The following is an 18529-nucleotide window of genomic DNA, read 5'->3' on the forward strand; positions in this document are numbered from 1 at the left end:
GAAGGATAAATGCGGAGACTCCAGTGGGAACAGCACGAGTCCGAAGGCCCCGCAAGAAGCGATTTTTGCTTCTGAGGAGACTAAGGCCGTGCCCACGGAAAGCGGAGTATTTTCCTGAGCGGTAATTAAGCACTTAGTTTATTATTGTTCGTTTTTTAAAAAGGCTGGGACGTTATGTCCCAGCCCCCTTTCAAATATGAGTTTATTTTAATTGAACTAACTTCTAGAATGTGAAGTCTGTTTTTTCATCTAGGTGAAGCAAAAAGGATTTTGCCAAATCTTTTGTAGCTTCTAAATCATGCAGACTAACTACTTCCACAGGAGAATGAGTATATCTGGACGGAATGGAGAGCACCCCTGTTGGGATTCCTTTATCTGCTAAAGCTACCGCTCCACCATCTGTTCCAATACCAGGGAAAACCTCTAATTGGTACGGAATCTTGTTTTCTTTAGCTAGAAGAAGCAACTGTTCTTTCATGGTCCGCTGCACAATAAGACTGAAGTCCATTACCTTAATTCCAGTACCTGCACCCAACTTTAAGCTTTGATCCATTCCATCTTCAGGTGTGTCACTAACCGCTGTGGTGTCTACCGCAATGGCAGCATCTACCTCCAGCTTATTAATTGCTGCCTGGGCTCCGCGCAGTCCGACCTCTTCTTGTACAGTAAACAGAAATATAACTTCCCCAGCAAAGTCTTCATCCTGCAATTCATTCAATAGCTTTAACAGGACGGCACAGCCAGACCTATCATCCAATGATTTACCACGAACCAACTTATTTTCGTCTGGACCCACCCACTTCAAATTAGGAGCATACGTAACTGGGGTCCCTACTTCTATTCCCATATCAATTGCTTCTTGTTTTGAACGTGCACCAATGTCTATGTAAAGCTGAGCATGCCGTCTCACTTTAGTCGGATCCTCAAATTTTACAAAATGAGCGGATATGGTGCCAATGACGCCATCTATTTCTTTATCTCTTCCCAACACCTTTACTTCCTGGGCAAGTAAGATACGATCATCATGGCCACCCAGTTTCTCAAAGCGAAGAAACCCATTCTCTTCAATCTTTTTAACAATAAAACCAACCTCATCCATATGTGCAGTAAGTAACACATTAGGACCAGTCTTTGTACCAGTTTTTCGAACGATAACATTTCCTAACCCATCTATATCGACGTGATCAGCTTTACCTTTTACATAATCCTTTATAAAATAAGCTACATTTTGTTCGTGTCCACATGGGCCGTTTAATTCTGTTAATTTACTTAGCAGTTCTTTCAATTTTGCACACTCCCCATTTTTCTAAACAATCGAATTATTTCTATTATAGCTGCCTGATAATGTTTTGGAAATAAAAAGGCCTGTCACCTAATGTGACAGACCCATGTATCATACTGTTTTCTTTTGTGTTGCTAGACTTGCAGCTATATATACAAAGAAGGATACAACAATCGGCATAACAACAGAGTGCAGACCGAATGGCTGCGGGAAGAAGGAGTCGGATAAAATATATAGTCCAACACCGGCCACCATTGAGCCCAATGCTCCATACTTGTTTCCTTTACTCCAGTACAATCCAAGCACGATCGGCCATATAAATGCTGCCTCTAATCCCCCGAAAGCAAATAAGTTTAACCAGATGATTAGATCAGGCGGATTTAATGCCATAATAAAGACAATAACACCAAGAATAGCCGTTATGGTAATACTTAATCGTTTGACTCGTTGATCCGAAGCTGTTGGTTTAACATAATTTAAATAAACGTCCTTTACTATCGTAGAACTAACTAATAATAGCAAGGAATCTACCGTCGACATTATAGCAGCCATTGGCGCAGCCAACACAATACCCGCCAACCAGTTTGGCATAACCTCTAGAGCAATAAGTGGCATTACGCGGTCACCCACTTCAATTCCTGGTAAAATGGGACGAGCAAACACACCAATTAAATGCATATTTAACATAATAACACCGACAACAATCGTTCCTATAATAATTGCTCTGTGCATAGATTGCGAGCTTTTATACGACATTGCTCTGATTGCAATTTGCGGCAAGGCAACTACTCCAACCCCGACCAGAATCCAGAAGGAGGACACATAAGTCGGTGTAAGCGACCCATCTGCACCAAATGGCGTAATCAGATTGGGGTTCTCTGCTGTTAAATCAGCAATGATATTCGGAATACCGCCTCCTGCTATGATAACGGCAATAAGCAAAATTAACGTCCCAACAAACATGACGCTACCTTGAATGGCATCTGTTAAAGCAACAGCACGAAAGCCCCCTACCGTAACGTAGATTAGGACAGATACTGCAAATATAAATAATGCCGTGGTATATTCAATACCAATTAGTGACTCTATTAATCTAGCGCCACCGATCCACTGTGCAGCCATTGCAGAAAATAGAAAAATAATAATACTAACTGCTGATAGGATTACAACCCACTTTGACTGGTATCTCTGTTTCAAGAAGTCAACCATTGTTAAAGCATTGTAGCGGCGTGTTACAACAGCAAATTTTTTACCGAGAATCATCAGTACAAAATATCCTGTAGCCACCTGTGACATAGCAAGCAATACCCAACCGAGCCCTTGGTTATATGCTGTACCAGGTCCACCAATGAAGCTACTTGCACTACCATAAGTAGCAGTCATCGTCATAGCTAGCACAAACCCACCAAGGCTTCTGCCTCCGAGAAAATAATCTTGGGCAAAACTAGTAGACTTTTTTAGATAACCACCCGACCATATTCCTACACAAAAAATAATAATTATAAAGAGGATTAGTGGTATAAGAGACTCCCAATTCATTCTTCCACCTCCTCATCAAATGGAATAGCGACAAAAAACTTTTTCACAACTATCGTCACCAATACTGCCATGATTATAAATCCAACGACACAGCTATAAAAAAACCAAGCCGGTAAGCCAAACACGTATGTATATTCTTGTGGGTCTTTACTTCCCAATCCGTAAGCAAACGCAAACCACCAGACAAAATTAAAAATAACTAACCCTACACCAATCAACGCTTCGCGATTCGCGATCTTAACATGTTCTTTTTTCATCGTAAGACTCACTCCTTTTAGTTAATGAAAGGATAATGAGACGCCCTCCCTTTACTTATTTCTATAGTCTAAGAAAACTATATCGTTTCCCTTCCCCATTGTAAACAGGAAATGAAGGAAGCGATTACAAAGAGTGAGTAATGCTTAATATTTTTATCCCACATAAAAATCCAGCAGAGAAATCTCTGCTGGACCTTTTAATTCATTTAGCGAACGCCTTTCATAAATTGCTGGATCTTCGGAGAAGCCATAAATAACAACAGTCCAAGAAGAATAGCAACCCCACCAATTACGCCAAAATATATAATTTCTGTCTCTGGTTTATATAATTTCACAATCTGTGCATTGATGGCCTGAGCTGAGGCGTTCGATAGGAACCAAAGGCTCATCGTTTGTGCTGAGAAGGCTTCAGGCGCTAGCTTTGTCGTAGCTGACAGGCCAACAGGTGATAGACATAGCTCCCCTATTACAACAAGTAAGAAGCTGAGTACTAACCAAATAGGATTTACTAATGTTTCTGTTCCGTTCATAGCTGCTGGCACAATCATCACAAGGAATGATAGACCCGCAAACAATAAACCGAAGGAAAATTTCTTAGTAGTTGTCGGCTGCCTCTCACCCATTTTCACCCATATATTTGCAAAAATCGGGGCAAGCATAACAATGAATAGCGGATTCAGTGACTGGAACCAAGAAGATTGCAACTCAAACCCAAACAGATTTAGTTCTGTTCGTTTATCTGCATATTCTGCAAGGATAATGGAACCTTGTTCTTGAATAGCCCAAAACATGATCGCTGCAATAAATAATGGGATGTAAGCAAGGATTCTTGATTTTTCATCCGCATTTGTTTTTGGACTACGGTACATGACAATAAAGTAAGCTGTCGGTATCAGGATACCCAAAATACTAACAAGGTACGTAAAACGATTAATTGTTAAAATACCTGCTGGGATTGTAATGGCCGCTAAAACCGCAATAATCACGGCACCTATACCAATTCGGGTAAATACCTTTTTCTTTTCACCTGATCCTAATGGATTGGGTACATAAGTTCCAGCAAGTCCAAGATATTTCTTACGTGTAGCCATATAAACGATCAATCCTAATAACATGCCGACTGCCGCTATACCGAAACCAAGGTGGTAGTTATACTCTTGTCCAATTGTTCCGACAATAAGTGGTGCAAGTAGTCCACCCATGTTAATCCCCATGTAGAAGATACTAAATCCAGAGTCTCGACGGACATCTTTCGGGCTGTACATATCTCCCACAATATTCGACACATTTGGCTTTAGTAATCCTGTACCAACGATGATCAAGAACATGGAGATAAATAATGCCGTTGTTCCTGATGGGAGAGCAAGCACGATATGTCCGGCCATAATCAGCACTCCACCATAAAATACGGTACGCTGTGTACCAAGCAATCGATCGGCAATCCATCCACCAATGATACCTGACATGTATACGAGAGAACCGTAAATTGCCATAATAGATTTTGCTGTGCCATCATCTATGCCCAGCCCTCCATCGGCAATTTCCGTGTACATATAAAATAGTAGTAGTGCGCGCATCCCATAATATGAGAAACGTTCCCAGAATTCTGTGAAGAAAAGGGTAAATAACCCTTTAGGTTGTCCAAAAAATCCCCGTTGAGGAACACTTTGGACGATCTGTTCCTTACTAAGTTTTTTCATGTTGTAATGGCCCCTCTATTTTAGAATAAACTGATAATTCACGTTTAAGACAAAAACTATCATACTCCTCAACAAGTCATACGTCAAACGTCAAAAAATACCAAAAAATAAAGACTCTTTGAAAAAGAGCCTCTATCATCTGTAACCCTCAACCTATTATGTTAGCTTTCTTTCAGCATATTTCGCTGTCTCATATAAACTACCAAACATCCTCCCGCCCCAATTACGATAAACACTAGGCCGGCAATTAGATAGTTGTACATGTCTGTTGCAGTTTTTGGAAGAAGGCTTCCACCCTTGCCATTGTCTCCTAATGGCGTTTTGCCTGTATCATTTCCTGGAGGTGTTACTAGATCATCGTCCAGATCATCACCTGGTTTTGGATCCTTATTTGGATCTTCTCCTGGTTGTGGGTTCTCGTTTGGATCTTCTTCACCAGGCTGTTCTGTAGCAAGAGAAATTCTACCCTCTGCCTTATATTCAAATGGATTTCCTTCAGAGCTCTCTAAACTACGAACAAAATTAACTGTTGCATCAAGGTCTGTAGGCCCCATAACCGGGTTTTGTCCCAGTTCGCTAATTGGACGGTGCTTATCACTCAATGATGTACCCATATAATTATTTACTGTAAGCGTAAATGTCTCTTCCGGGTCAATTGCTGAACCATCTGGGTATGTTACATCTACTACTGTATTGGTTTCTGAATCCCATGTGTAATGGAAGCCGCTAATGCTATAATCTGGCCCATATTCTGGGGAAAGCTGTGCTTGGATAATTGGGGCTAAATCTGCGCCTTTTATTTCCAACGTCATTAGTGTATTACCAAAAGGTTGAATGTTGTATAGGTCTCCCCAAGTCACTTCACCTGCTAGTAAATCATCTCGGATTCCTCCACCATTCATCATGGCAAAGTCACTCTCCATTTCAGCATTCATTCCATCCGCGATTAAATTCCCTAAACCATGGTCCCCATCATTTGTATAATCACCTGTAAGGTCTGTTGCATTATAGCCAATCACTTCTCCCATGATCGGTGCAATTTGCTCACTGTATTTGTCTAGAATAGCCGATACAGCTGGATCGGGTGTATAGTTATCCTGGTTTACAAAGACGATTTCTGCTTCTTTCTTTACAATGTCCCCTGTGTCGCGATCAATCTCCAAATCAACATCTGCAAATGCCTTTCCATACTCGGAAGCTTGAACAATTAGCTTATCATCCACAACACCATTTACTACTTGATGGTTATGTGCTGCAAAGATAACATCAACTGCGTCATCTACTTCCCTTGCCAGATCTGCTGCTTCACCTGAGGCACCATCTCCATCCTGATCTGCAGGAATATGCGCTAATACGACGATTGCTTCTACACCTTGTGCCTGCAGTTTTTCTACTGCATTATCTACTGCAGTAGCTTCATCGGTAAATTCAATATCCTGAATTCCACCTGGCATAACCATATCAGCCGATGCTTGTGTATTTACACCGATAAAGCCGATCTTCTCGCCTTCTACTTCTTCAATATAGTATGGAGGCAAGATTGTATCCCCACTGTCCTTGTACACGCAATTTGCACAGAGGTTCGGGAAGTTCATACCATCATATCCCTCAGTGCCAAGCCGTTCAGGATGTTCTCCGCCATTTACCATTCGAAGTAGCTCTTCTGTTCCTTCGTCAAATTCATGATTTCCAACAGACCCTACATCAAATCCCATTTCTTCCATAATTTCCACGGTCGGTTCATCCTGTAGCAAGCCAGAAACAGGTGAACTTCCACCAATCATATCTCCTGCATGTACTAACAGCGTATTTGGATTTTCTTGCGCACGATCTTTCATTGCTGCTGCAGTGTAGTCCATTCTTCCATACATATTAAATGTGCCATCCCCATCTAGATCTAGCTCATACTGCTGGTCTATTTTTCCGTGAAGGTCATTCATGCTTAATAATTGCACTTGCAGATTACCTTCATTCGGCTCTTCTTCTCCAGCAGGCGTGTAGCCATAGGACTCCGCTTCTTCTTCACTTGAGAAGAATACACGGTATTCAACAGGGACATCAGCCCACTTTTCTGGCACGACGTATTTATCAGTATCTGAGTTCCCTACATATCTTAGAAAACCCTTTTTGTCATCGTTAGCACGGAAAGCAAACGGAAGCTCAAGTAATGGATCTTCTGGATTCCAAATACCTAATCCTGCATCCTTCGCTTCTTTTACCGCATCCTGGTATATTGGGTATGCTTCTTCATTAAATGGTGGGATGAAGTAAGTAGAAGCATACCCTTCTTCTACCATTTTAAGGTTAACATTTGTACCATCTTCTGTAATAACCTCTGCAAGCAAACGTCCGTAATCATCTGTCGCTTCTTCACCCACTTTAATTGTAACCGTATCACCCTGCTTAATTAACGTCTTAATATATGCTGTTGCTGCATCCCCATGTTCCTTTTGATTTTTATTAATTTCTTCACGATCTGGATCATTATTCTTCGCAGCATATGTCTCTGGTGTATCCATGTTTAAAAAACGTACTCTGTCCCCACCGAAGATTGACTCCTTAATGCGAATTGTATCCCCATCTGTAACATAATCTACTGTTGCCTCATATTCTCCAGCTGCAGAAGGCGGACCAGGCTGGTTCTCCGCTAATATGAAATCATCTTGTTCTGTTGGGATTAGCTGGTAGCTGTTGTATTGACTCACAATCGCTGTAACGTCATACCAATTGCCTTCTTCTATTTGCGATACATCTAGAGCATTCTCCATAACGCGCAATGTAGTTGAATTCAATTCTTCGTCCATAAACGAAATATTGTAACCACCACCTGCAGGAGAATCCGGAATGGATGAGATATAACCATTCACTTGTACAAGCTCTCCTTCATACATTTCTGCAGTAGAAGTATCTTGAAGTATTGAAATCGTAATTTCGTGAGCTTCTGGTAAAGGTTGGTCGTCTGCAAGAACGTCAATTGTTCCCGGAACTACTTCTTTCAATCCATTATACGTCTCTAACTCTCCAGTAACTCTGACTTCTGTTCCCTTTTCCAATTCCGGAAGATCGCCTTGCTCGTATTTATATATGTTAATTCCGCCTGTTTCATCTTGTATGTATGTAGTAAACTGGTTGCCATTACTAACGGAATTAGAATTAACTGTAACAACTCCTTGTACTTCCACACTCGTTCCATCACTTAATCCTCTAGCATCTGCAACGGAAACTGCTTGTGGAACTTCAGGGTCTGTTGGCGGGTCTTCTGGACTTTCTCCGCCTCTAACGTGATTTCCTAATGAAGAAAAGGTATCTTTTTCGTACACTTCCCACTCCTCAACATTATAGGTTGCAGATGGTGAGGCGATCGATTGATGACGTACTAGTGTCTGGTCTTTACCGAAATCCGCACCATTTCCAATTTCTCCAACAACGTCAATTATTTCTTCATCCTTCAACAGAGCAACTGCATCATTACCATTGAAATTAATTACGGATGAATTGGTGAGATCTGTTTCAACCTGAATAACATCGTCAGCACTACTATGTGCTATCACATAAACCTCGCCATTTTCTAGAGTTCCGTTTAAGATTAGAGGATTACCAGCACTATTGCTACCATTGAAATACGTTTGAAGTTGATAGTTTGCTAGATTAACGTCCTCTCCAGTACCGTTATAAAGTTCAATCGCTTTATTAAAAGAACTTCCTTCAATGTACTCTGAAATAAGTAAATCATCTGTGGTTGTCTCTGCTGCCGTGACGTTAATAACTGGAACAAAATTTGTAAAAATTAACGTGAAGATGAGCAAAACCGAGAAAGACTTTTTCCTAAACAGCTTTTGCATGAAGACCCTCCATTAAATTTAGTATTATGTCATAAGCTGACACATTTCTAATATGGCATAACCCTTTATAATAATCTATCGCATTTTATTTAACTTTGTGTAAATTCAGAACTATTGAACTACAAAAACCGAAAAACAGTTCTATATAACCAATCAAAAATACATATTACCTGTGCTATTACTTAGTCTTCATACTTGAAAAAAAATATAGAACAAAGTATAATATTTTTTGTCCGGGGCATTAGCTCAGCTGGGAGAGCGCTTCGCTGGCAGCGAAGAGGTCAGCGGTTCGAGCCCGCTATGCTCCATAATAGGAAATGACAAAGGTCAGCAGAATATCTGCTGACCTTTTTTCTATGCTTGCTAGAAAAATAACAGTTTGTATTCTAAAAGTTGACTAGAGATAACTATGGGTAGGAAGGATTCCCAATTTTTTTGTCGAATGTAGCTAGATAAGAACAAGAGGGGGATTTACAAATGAAACAGGTGAAAAAAGATAACATCATTGAAGATTTTCATGGAACAAAGGTTCATGATCCATACCGTTGGTTAGAGGATCCTGATACATCTGATTCAATTGAATGGAGCAAACAACTTGGAAAAGAGTGTGCAGATTACTTCTCCACAGCAACTAGTCAGCATACTGACAAAGAAAAACTAGAGGCATTGTTTCACTACACAAAGCATTCCGTGCCAAAAAAAGTAAAAGGAACCCTATTTTATCAACGTAATGAAGGATTACAAAACCAAGCTGTTTTATATAAAGAGAAAAATGGACAGGAATCCGTCGTTATTGATCCGAATAGCCTGAGCGAGGATGGTACAGTGGCGATGACCAATTATGCCATCAGTTACTCAGGACAATATATGAGCTATGCTACTTCAACTCACGGAAGTGACTGGCAAGAAATACGTGCCCTTGATGTAGCAAACAATGAAAATCTGGAGGATCACATTCAGCATGTGAAGTTCTCGAGCATTGCCTGGTCTCCTGATGACAGCGGATTTTACTACAGCCGATTCCCAGAGCCGGGGACAGTCGCCCCAGAGGATGAGAGTAATTTTAGCACTGTATATTTCCATAAGATAGGGACTAATCAACAAGACGACATCCTTGTACATGAACAGCCAGAAGATAAGGAATTAATGTTTTCTGCCTTTATTAGCGATGATAAGAAATATATTGGTTTATACGTAAACGAAGGTACTGCCACAGAAAATAGAATCTATATTAAACCAATCCATTCTGAGGATGCTTTTATTAAATTGCTGGATCAACAAGATGCAGAATATAGCTATATCACAAATGAGGGAAGCCTATTCTATTTTCAAACAAACTATCTGGCACCAATGGGAAGGGTCGTGGCCATCGATATAGAAGCTCCTCAGAAAGAGAACTGGCAGGAAGTCATTCCAGAGCAGCAAGGTGTTCTTGAATATGTAGTAGCGTTAAACGATACCCTTGTCGTCGCAGTTCAGCAAGATGCCCATCATCAGCTTCATCTCTTCAGCAAGGATGGTTTGTACAAGCATGAAATTGAGCTGCCGATACTAGGCTCACTCACTGATATTACGCGAAACAAAGAGGAAGGCATTATTTACTTTGGTCTTACTTCCTTCTTAAACCCAACCACAGTTTATTCATACAAGGTCGATAGTAATGAATTAGACATGATAGCAGAATCCGAGATGACTGTAGATACAGATCCATTTAAAACGGTTCAAGTCTTTTACCCGTCTAAAGACGGAACGAAAGTGCCTATGTTTCTCACCTATCGTAAAGACCTTGAGCTCAATGGTCAAAATCCCGTTTTGCTTTATGGGTATGGGGGATTCAATGTTAGTATGACTCCATCCTTTAACCCAGCTGTTCTCCGCTGGCTAGAAAAAGGTGGTGTTTATGCTGTAGCCAACCTTCGCGGTGGCACAGAATACGGGGAAGCATGGCATAAAGCTGGAATGCTAGAGAACAAACAAAACGTCTTCGATGACTTCATCGCGGCCGGAGAATGGCTAATTACCAATAATTATACCCGTAAAGAAAAGCTATCCATTATGGGTGGTTCAAATGGCGGCCTGCTTGTTGCTGCGTGTATGGTACAACGTCCAGATTTGTTTGGTGCAGTCATTTGCCGTGTTCCCGTAATTGACATGCTACGTTACCATAAGTTCACCATTGGTCGCTATTGGATTCCAGAGTATGGTAGTGCTGACAACGCTGAACACTTCCCATTTCTCTATGCTTATTCCCCACTCCATAATGTAGAGGAGGGAGTAAAATATCCACCAGTGTTAATCGCAACGGCAGAAAGCGATGACAGAGTTGTTCCAGCCCATGCGAAGAAATTTGCTGCAACATTGAAGGAAAAAGCGCATGAGGATTCTACTATTGTACTACGCTTAGAATCCAAAGCCGGACATGGACTTGGAAAACCAACCTCCAAAATCATTGAAGAATGGGTCGACTTCTATGCATTTCTAGATAAAGAATTAAAATAGAGCCAGTTATACCAAAACACCGAAAAATCATCACGATTTCGAAAGGAAGCTGATGATGATTTTTCGGTGTTTTTATTCTAATTTGTGATATCGTGCACCAGTTTAAAGACTAGGTTAGAACCCGCTGCTTCACACGTTAAGTTCTTACACGCCTTAAGCATCCATTTCCTTTTTCTTATAAACAACAGCGGTTAAGAGACTTGCTAATACAATCCAAGCTAGAATGATGGCAAAGTTGCTCCACAAGTCGGCAAACACAGCGCCAGTTTCTACTTCTATTGCTAGTTCGACCAGTTGAACGCTTGGCAAATATTCAATAAAAGATAGGATGGGATATTCCTCAATTAAGGTAAGGAATAATGATCCAAAAGAAAATATAAACATAACAGGTAATGCCAAGACAGATGCTTCCACAACAGATTTTGTCAGTAGCCCTACTAAAGTTCCCAATGCTATATAGAAGAAGCAAGAGATTAGAATTGCTCCCCCAACTATCATGTAATTGGCAGGTTCATACCCCATTAATAAGGCACAAATTAAAACAGTCGCCATCGTTAATACCAATGTCACCAGACTTTTCCCACCCAAAATCTCTGGTAATGTAGCTGGTGAGAGCATTAATCCACGCAACGTGTTTTTTTCCTTTTCCTCTGCAATGATGGCACTCTGAACAAAAACTCCTACTGCTGCAAAACATAAATTAATAATTAAGTAGTGCATATCCATCGTCACTTCATCCATCGTGCTGTAAAAGATAGCCAAAGCAAGCGGCATAAGCATTGTGGTTGTAATATACATGTTTTTAGATAAGTCCCTTACATCCTTTTGAAAGATGGCATACATTCGCTTCATTGAAAACGTCATACTAATTCCCTCCCTGTAACTTCCACAAAAATATCTCCTAATGTTGGCTCATTTGAATGGATGGAAACGACCTGTCCAGAAGCCATCCTTTCATAGACCTCTTTTGCTCCCTCTTGTCCGCCCGGAAGCGTGATGTTACTGCCATCCTGCAATTCTAGTAAAACGGTGTTTTCCGCGAACTGCCTGCGCAGTGTTTTGGGTTCATCGAGAAGCTGTATTCTGCCTTTGTTAAGAAAGGCAACGCGGTCACATAGGCTCTCTGCCTCACCCATGTCATGGGTTGTCAGAAAAATGGTCGTTCCTTTTCGGTTTAATTCGCGAAGTCCTTCGTGAATATGTTTAGAGTTAGCAGGATCAAGTGCAGAGGTTGGTTCATCAAGAAATAACAGCTCAGGCTCATGTAGCAAGGCTCTAGCCAATGTAACACGCTGAATCATCCCTTTTGAAAGTTTGGCCACATTCTTTTTTCTTTCTTTAGACAGACTGACCATCTCAAGCACTTCCGAGATACGAATGGACGGAACATCATAAAGATTACAGTAAAGCTTTAAATTATCTTCGATGGAAAGCCGCTGATACAATCCACTGTTATCTGTAATGACACCAAACCTTTTCCGATCTTGGGGCTTATTTAAGGTGGCTGCTGGCTTCCCAAAAACAGAAGCCTTTCCTGAAGTGTGTGAAAGTTGCCCTGTCAAAATTTTTATTGTGGTAGTTTTTCCTGAACCGCTTGGTCCAAGAAAACCAAACGTTTCTCCTTTTTTGACTGAAAAATGGACATCCTCTAAAGCCGTTTGATTGCCAAATATCTTTGCAAGAGATGTCACTTCAATAATATTTTCCATTTGTTTTCCTCCCAGATGGTGATGTTTTCTATAAGTGTGTGTTCAAAAAGGAGGATAAAAAGGACCGAGAAGTTCGAGGCGGCGTAGCTTTGAGTACCGGAACGTATGTAATTAATACGTGAGGAACGGATAAGCAAGCCAACGAAGAAATTCGATGTGTCATTTTTACCGGATTTTTTGAACAACCTCTATAAGTCAACTATAGAAGGAAAACCGCATGAAATCAGCACTTTCACCGTGAAAAGAGCAAATTAGGGGGTGAATGGAGCTTATTTCAGGCCCAACATCTCCTTTAATTGGGCCATTTTTGTCTTAGAAAGTGGGATGGATGATTTTGCTTTATCATCTAAAATGAGACTGTAGCTATTTCTCGTCCATGTGATCACTTCACGTACCTTTTGTAGATTGACAATGTAAGAACGATGGCAACGGAAAAAGCCAACATGTTGTAAACGGATCTCTAGCTCATTTAATGTGAACAGACTAGGAAATGATTCGCCCTTAATATAAATATTGGACTGCCCATCATTGCTTTCAACATAATCAATCTCTTGTGGATCGAATAACACAATTTTTTCATTTACTTTCGTTGGAATTTTATTAAATTGAAACGGTTTAATAGCTTCGTCATCTTTTTCTTCTGTATGTACTTCTTCTTTTTTGCTTTCTTCTTCTTCTGCAACTTGCAAAACATGGAGACCATTTTCATCTAATCGAAATACCTGATCAGCTACGGTCAATGCATTTTCCAGATTACCTGTCAGAATTAAACTGGCTTTTCGCTTTTCCTGCAGCTTCTTCGCCAAGTTTACATAAACCCTTCTCGTTTCCATATCTACATTCAAATCGGGCTCTTCAAAAATAAATACATCTGGATTTTGTATTATGATTCTGCCAAAATGCACTCTTCTTTTTTCTGACTCTGTTAAACTTTGAATCCTCACCCTTCTTTTATCCTGAAGTTGCGTATCCAATAGAAGTTCTTCCATACGATAACCAGAGTCGTAAAGCTTGATAAAAAAAGAAAAATAATCCTCTACCTTTAACCTTTCATATAACCCTTCTTCATAAAAACAAATATTCACAGCGGACATATATGCCTTCTTTTCTTCTTCCAATGTTTTTCCGTGAACAGAAATTTTGCCGTTAGAAGGGACAGCCTTTCCTCTTAAAAGATCAAGAAGCATTTTCCGTACATTTAACGTGGAATATATGGCAACAATCTCCCCTGGCGCTAAGGTAAGGTCGAAATTGGGAAATAGTATATTATCCTTTGTTTGCTTTTCTAAATTGCTGAATATCAGCCCTTCTGTCATCTCCATCACTTCCTGACCCAAAAATTATTAAGCTCTTGTTTAATAGTACTAAATTACGGAAATATTCTCTATAACTTATACTAAAGGATGTGACGGAATGAAAGCAGTAACGTTCCAAGGAAAAGAAGCAATGGTAGGAAAAGAAGTGGATGATCCAACAATTCAAAAAAATAGCGATGTCATTGTACGTATCACAGCAAGCGGAATATGTGGTTCAGACCTACATCTTTACCATGGAGGAATCGTGCCAGAAACCGACTATGTGGTTGGGCATGAGCCAATGGGAATCGTAGAAGAAGTTGGTTCAGAAGTGAAAAGCTTGAAAAAAGGAGATCGAGTGGTCATTCCTTTTAATATAGGGTGTGGTGAGTGCTTCTTCTGTAAAAACCAGATGGAAAGCCAATGCGATGAGTCCAACCCACATGGTGAAGTTGGTGGGCTATTTGGTTTCACCGAACAAAATGGTGGCTATCCAGGAGGACAGGCAGAATATCTACGTGTGCCATACGCTGACTTTACCTCTTTTAAAGTGCCAGAGTCGAGCGAATTGAGTGATGAACAGGTGTTATTATTATCCGATGTCATTCCAACCGCATATTGGAGTGTGGAAAATGGCGGGGTAAAAGAAGGCGATACGGTTATTGTACTTGGTTCAGGGCCAGTTGGGTTAATGGCTCAAAAATTTGCTTGGTTAAAAGGCGCAAAACGTGTAATATCCGTTGACCAGATGGATTACCGACTTGACCATGCCGCTAAAACTAATAATGTAGAAACATTTAACTTTAAAGAACATGAAAAAATTGGTGAACTTCTTCACGAAGAAACAAAAGGTGGAGCAGATGTAGTGATTGATTGTGTTGGAATGGACGGAACCGTACCACCGAAAACGGAATTTGGTTCAGAAATGGATAACCAATTTGGTACAATTAGCCCAATCGTGACAGCTTCCCAAGCAGTACGAAAATTTGGTACGGTTCAACTAACTGGTGTTTATGGCTCAGATGCCAACAGTTTCCCACTAGGTGATTTCTTTACCCGAAACGTGTCCCTCACAATGGGACAGGCTCCGATCATCCATATGATGCCAAAGCTTTATGATATGGTAGAGCAGAAAAAAGTTGACCCTACTGATCTTATTACACACAGAATTTCCTTAGATGATGCGGATAAAGCATATGACATGTTTGACAAGAAGGAAGATGGAAGTATTAAAGTGATTTTCAAACCATAATACCCATGACAAATATGGAATAGTTTGTTAGTCTATAAGTATCGGCATTGTTGCTGATCCATAATTTCATACGAAGAAGACTACTAGGGGGGCCCAATTATGGTGGGCTGAGAGGTTAGCACATGAGCTACCGACTCTTATGAACCTGATCTGGTTAATACCAGCGGAGGGAAGTAGTGGACGTCCCAGTTACGTCTATCCTATTTCAAATTACCGAAGCCAGGTCCCCTTGTGACCTGGCTTTTTATTATTGCCATCAGGTTAGTCTAAAGAAAGGAGGTTACGATGAAAAGAACACATTTACTTACCACCATGGCGGTCTTTGTTGCCATTGGCACACTTGGCGCCCAACTCCTTTGGTTTCCTGCAGGTATTGCCAAAGCTTATCCGGTACAGCATGCGGTTAATGTAATGGCAGCTGTTTTACTTGGGCCAGGGCCAGCAGTAGGGATTGCTTTTATGATCGGTCTAATTCGAAACTTACTTGGTCTTGGAACATTATTGGCTTTTCCAGGTGGTATGATAGGCGCTCTTCTTGCCGGTATTTTATATCAAAGGTTCGGAAAAAAACGTTGGGCAGCAACAGGGGAAATGATCGGTACAGGGGTCTTTGGTTCCTTGTTTGCTGTGCCCTTTTCGACTATTTTTCTAGGAAATGCGGTAGGAGCATTTTTCTTCATGCCATCTTTCCTTGTTAGTAGTGTTACAGGTGGATTAATCGGGATATTTATCGTCTCTCGCTTAAACCAACGTTCCATTACTAGAATACAAGGTATCTAGTCATAGATTCTCTGTCTAGATATCTGGACCTGTTTTAAACTTGTTACCTAATCAAAGGAGGATTTTACTATGAATTTTTCAGAACAGTTAAGAAAAGAAAACGATGATCTATTTCAAATGATTTTCGCGCATCCCTTTGTGCAAGGAGTCGGAAAAGGTGACATCTCAAAGGAAGCGCTCGCCCATTATATTAAAGCGGATTACGAATACTTGAACGCGTTTATGCAAATTTACGGCATCGCCCTATCAAAGTCACAAGATCGGGAAGATATCGCTTATTTCTTCGATCAGATTAAATTCGTGCTTCATGATGAAATTCACCCACATCGAAATTTCTGTGATCATATCGGTGTAGAATATGAAGCATTACAAGGGCATCCACTTCCACCTACTGCCGACCATTATATTAAACATATGATGTACCATGCCCAAATGGGATCGTCTGGTGAAATTATCGGAGCTTTACTTCCCTGCCCGTGGACATATTTAGAAATAGGTAAAGCATTAACAGAACAATATCAACCTGATGAAAGTCATCCCTTTTACGATTGGATAACCTTTTATACCGGAGAGGAAGTTGAGCACACAACGAGTGAATTACGCGCTCGCCTTGATCGATTTGCTTCTCAAAGCTCTGAAGAAGAACAGGCAAAAATGAAAGAAGCCTTCCGTAAAAGCTGCCAGCTAGAGTTGAAGTTTTGGGAGATGGCATACACGTGCGAAGAATGGCCATCAGCTGAAAAGGGGATTCGCTAATGAAACAAATACCTTGCGCGTTAACTATTGCAGGTACAGACCCAAGCGGAGGTGCTGGCATTCAAGCTGATTTAAAAACATTTCAGGAATTACAAACTTACGGGATGTCTGTCATTACATCGGTTGTAGCCCAAAACACAACTGGTGTGCAGGATGTACACCACCTTCCAGAGGAATTTATTGAGCAACAGCTCCATTCTGTGTTATCCGACATGCCAGTTCATGCCCTGAAAACAGGGATGATTGCTAATGAACCAATGATGCGCGTTCTTGCAAAACACATTACTACACAGGACGTCCATTACGTTATGGATCCCGTAATGGTAGCAACAAGTGGAGACCCACTCATTGTTGAAGAAGCACGCCATTTTCTAAAAGAGGAACTGCTTCCACTAACAACCATTGTTACTCCAAATCTTCCAGAAACGGAATTTATTACGGGCAGACAAATAGAGTCAACGAAAGATATGAAGGAAGCGGCCGCTTATATAGTAGATGAATTAGGAGCGGGTGCAGCACTTATTAAAGGCGGACATCTGCAGGGAAAAGCAGTAGACTTCCTCTATGATGGACAACGCTTATATACGTTTTCGGAAGAGCGCATTATTACAAAGAATACTCACGGCACAGGGTGCACCTATTCTGCAGCAATAACCGCTAACTTAAGTAAGGGTTTATCACTTTATGAAGCTGTATTGCATGCAAAGGAATTTGTAACGGCAGCAATCCGCCATTCTTTTCCAATCGGATCAGGAAATGGTCCAACTAATCACTGGGCAACGAGAATGAAGGAGGGCCAGATATACAGATGAACGCACAAATTATTAAAGAAGTCAGGGAAACAAATCCACTCATCCACCATTTAACAAACCAGGTTGTAATGAATTTCACAGCAAATGGACTTCTATCGTTTGGAGGATCTCCTGTGATGGCAAAAGCAGAGGAAGAGGCAACGGAAATGGCCTCTGTCGCTGACGGGGTATTAATCAACATTGGTACATTAACCTCCTTGGAATTACCTGCCATGGTGGAAGCAGGAATTGCTGCAAATAAAAAAGGCATACCTGTAGTGCTAGATCCCGTTGGTGTGGCGGCAACGACGTTTCGTAGTAATGCAGTAAGACAGTTAACAGAGAATATTCAATTCACTGCGATTAAAGGCAATGCAGGTGAAATGGCTCATCTCGTACATACCCCTTGGGAAACAAAGGGGGTAGATTCTGTTGGCGATGGAGATATAACAGAGATTGCGCAAATGGTAGCAGATACTTATCAAACCTCTGTCATAGTTACGGGAAAAACGGATTATATCTATACAGATGGCAATCTATACACAAATGATTCCGGTCACCCTCTACTAGGAAAAATAACTGGAGCAGGCTGCTTGCTTGGTTCGATTATTACAGCTTGCTTGTCTACCAATTATTCAATGAAGGATCAGCTTATCACCGCTGTTTCATTTTATGGGCATGCCGCTGACTTTGCAGCACAGCAACGCACTGTTGTGGGGCCTGGCAGCTTTTTGACTGGATTCATCGATGCACTGTCTATGGATGTAGAAAAAGTAGCGGAAAGGAGAATGTAAGTGGAACCCCAGATACTGCGTAAATACTTTATT

At 40.9% G+C, this 18529-nt stretch carries 14 protein-coding genes, 1 tRNA gene and 1 riboswitch; of the genes, 7 read left to right on the top strand and 8 right to left on the bottom strand.

The genetic code is table 11. From position 1 onward, the window contains the following. Positions 1–223: 223 nt before the first annotated feature. The 5 genes from BN985_RS00935 to BN985_RS00955 all read right to left on the bottom strand — a co-directional run bounded on the left by BN985_RS00935 (position 224) and on the right by BN985_RS00955 (position 8620). A complete protein-coding gene (locus BN985_RS00935) occupies positions 224–1285 on the bottom strand; it encodes a M42 family metallopeptidase (RefSeq protein ID WP_042220551.1) in 1062 nt (353 codons plus the stop codon). Positions 1286–1393: 108 nt separating this feature from the next. Beyond that, positions 1394–2821: a sodium/pantothenate symporter gene (gene panF, locus BN985_RS00940; RefSeq protein WP_042220553.1), complete on the bottom strand. Its 1428-nt coding sequence runs from the start codon at positions 2819–2821 to the stop codon at positions 1394–1396. Beyond that, entirely contained in the window at positions 2818–3078 is a 261-nt protein-coding gene (locus tag BN985_RS00945) for a YhdT family protein (RefSeq protein WP_042220555.1), read from the bottom strand. Before BN985_RS00945 ends, panF begins: the two co-directional genes overlap by 4 nt. Positions 3079–3284: 206 nt before the next feature. Continuing rightward, on the bottom strand, positions 3285–4778 hold the full coding sequence (locus BN985_RS00950) for a peptide MFS transporter (protein ID WP_042220556.1): 1494 nt from the start codon (positions 4776–4778) through the stop codon (positions 3285–3287). A gap of 161 nt (positions 4779–4939) precedes the next feature. Further along, on the bottom strand, positions 4940–8620 hold the full coding sequence (locus tag BN985_RS00955) for a 5'-nucleotidase C-terminal domain-containing protein (protein ID WP_052360574.1): 3681 nt from the start codon (positions 8618–8620) through the stop codon (positions 4940–4942). 235 nt (positions 8621–8855) lie between these two features. Here BN985_RS00955 and BN985_RS00960 point away from each other — a divergent pair. Together BN985_RS00960 and BN985_RS00965 are read left to right on the top strand one after the other, a co-directional pair. Beyond that, positions 8856–8928, top strand: a tRNA-Ala gene (locus BN985_RS00960). 169 nt (positions 8929–9097) lie between these two features. Further along, positions 9098–11119 carry a prolyl oligopeptidase family serine peptidase gene (locus BN985_RS00965; RefSeq protein ID WP_042220558.1) on the top strand — a complete coding sequence of 674 codons (2022 nt, stop codon included), beginning with the start codon at positions 9098–9100 and terminating at the stop codon, positions 11117–11119. 153 nt (positions 11120–11272) lie between these two features. Here BN985_RS00965 and BN985_RS00970 read toward each other — a convergent pair whose 3' ends face one another. The 3 genes from BN985_RS00970 to BN985_RS00980 form a co-directional block, all read right to left on the bottom strand. Then, on the bottom strand, positions 11273–11983 hold the full coding sequence (locus tag BN985_RS00970; RefSeq protein ID WP_042220559.1) for an ABC transporter permease: 711 nt from the start codon (positions 11981–11983) through the stop codon (positions 11273–11275). Continuing rightward, positions 11980–12828, bottom strand: coding sequence for an ABC transporter ATP-binding protein (locus tag BN985_RS00975; protein WP_042220561.1), 849 nt, complete (start codon positions 12826–12828; stop codon positions 11980–11982). Before BN985_RS00975 ends, BN985_RS00970 begins: the two co-directional genes overlap by 4 nt. Before the next feature lie 269 nt (positions 12829–13097). Then, complete coding sequence (locus BN985_RS00980) at positions 13098–14144, bottom strand: LytTR family transcriptional regulator DNA-binding domain-containing protein (protein WP_042220562.1); 1047 nt, start codon at positions 14142–14144, stop codon at positions 13098–13100. A 97-nt stretch (positions 14145–14241) separates the two neighbouring features. On the opposite strand from BN985_RS00980, the gene BN985_RS00985 reads away from it, so the two are divergent. The 5 genes from BN985_RS00985 (at position 14242) to thiM (ending at position 18496) form a co-directional block, all read left to right on the top strand. Then, positions 14242–15375 carry a zinc-dependent alcohol dehydrogenase gene (locus tag BN985_RS00985; protein WP_042220563.1) on the top strand — a complete coding sequence of 378 codons (1134 nt, stop codon included), beginning with the start codon at positions 14242–14244 and terminating at the stop codon, positions 15373–15375. Between the two features lie 75 nt (positions 15376–15450). Beyond that, positions 15451–15564: riboswitch (TPP riboswitch) on the top strand. A gap of 96 nt (positions 15565–15660) precedes the next feature. Beyond that, positions 15661–16155: an energy coupling factor transporter S component ThiW gene (gene thiW, locus BN985_RS00990; RefSeq protein ID WP_042220564.1), complete on the top strand. Its 495-nt coding sequence runs from the start codon at positions 15661–15663 to the stop codon at positions 16153–16155. 69 nt (positions 16156–16224) lie between these two features. Then, the gene (gene tenA / locus BN985_RS00995) at positions 16225–16911 is read left to right on the top strand and encodes a thiaminase II (RefSeq protein WP_042220565.1); all 687 of its coding nucleotides are present in this window, start codon (positions 16225–16227) and stop codon (positions 16909–16911) included. Beyond that, positions 16911–17723, top strand: coding sequence for a bifunctional hydroxymethylpyrimidine kinase/phosphomethylpyrimidine kinase (thiD, locus tag BN985_RS01000; protein ID WP_042220566.1), 813 nt, complete (start codon positions 16911–16913; stop codon positions 17721–17723). The genes tenA and thiD overlap by 1 nt, the downstream gene beginning before the upstream one ends. Beyond that, a complete protein-coding gene (gene thiM, locus BN985_RS01005) occupies positions 17720–18496 on the top strand; it encodes a hydroxyethylthiazole kinase (RefSeq protein ID WP_042220568.1) in 777 nt (258 codons plus the stop codon). Before thiD ends, thiM begins: the two co-directional genes overlap by 4 nt. The last annotated feature ends 33 nt before the right edge of the window (positions 18497–18529 follow it).

This window comes from Oceanobacillus manasiensis (assembly GCF_000724085.1).
Taxonomy (GTDB): Bacteria; Bacillota; Bacilli; order Bacillales; family Amphibacillaceae; genus Oceanobacillus_B; species Oceanobacillus_B manasiensis.